The organism is Eubacterium sp. An3, assembly GCF_002159465.1.
In the GTDB taxonomy this organism is placed as follows: Bacteria; Bacillota; Clostridia; order Lachnospirales; family Lachnospiraceae; genus Anaerobutyricum; species Anaerobutyricum stercoris.
In genome coordinates, this window is the sequence record NZ_NFIR01000098.1 from 1 (window position 1) to 915 (window position 915).

Genomic DNA, 915 nt, shown 5'->3' on the forward strand with positions numbered 1-915 from the left:
AAGGATTGGTAGAGGAGCATCCTTAAGGGGGCGAAGCGTTACCGGAAGGGGGCGTGGACCTTTAAGGAGAGAGAATGCCGGAATGAGTAGCGAGATGAAGGTGGGAATCCTTCAGGCCGAATATCCAAGGTTTCCAGGGTAAAGCTGATCTGCCCTGGGTAAGTCGGGGCCTAAGGAGAGGCAGAAATGCGTATCCGATGGACAGCAGGTTCAGATTCCTGCACCCCTTATGGACAGAACTGCGGGGACACGGGAAGGGAAGCGGAGCCGGGAATGGAAAGCCCGGTGCAAGCGAAGTAGTTTTGGGATCGGCAAATCCGTCCCATAAAAGACGAAGGCGTGATGCGGAGCGAAATGAAGTAGCGAAGCCGCGGCCCCTTGCTGTCGAGAAAAGCCGCTATGGTTCCATAAGGGCCCGTACCGTAAACCGACACAGGTGGATGAGGAGAGGATCCTAAGGCCGGCGGGAGAAGTGTTGTTAAGGAACTCGGCAAAATGACTCCGTAACTTCGGGAGAAGGAGTGCTGTGCGAACAGCCGCAGAGAAACGGCCCAAGCAACTGTTTAGCAAAAACACAGGTCTATGCGAAACCGCAAGGTGAGGTATATGGGCTGACGCCTGCCCGGTGCTGGAAGGTTAAGGGGAGGGCTTAGCGCAAGCGAAGGCCTGAACTTAAGCCCCAGTAAACGGCGGCCGTAACTATAACGGTCCTAAGGTAGCGAAATTCCTTGTCGGGTAAGTTCCGACCCGCACGAAAGGCGTAATGATTTGGGCACTGTCTCAACAACACACCCGGTGAAATTGAAATACCAGTGAAGATGCTGGTTACCCGCGCCAGGACGGAAAGACCCCATGGAGCTTTACTCCAGCCTGATACTGGGATTCGGTATTGCATGTACAGGATAGGTGGGAGGC

1 rRNA gene is annotated in these 915 nt (G+C 54.6%); it reads left to right on the forward strand.

What is annotated here, in order from left to right:
• Nucleotides 1–915, forward strand: a 23S ribosomal RNA gene (locus B5F87_RS20505); the annotation flags it as partial.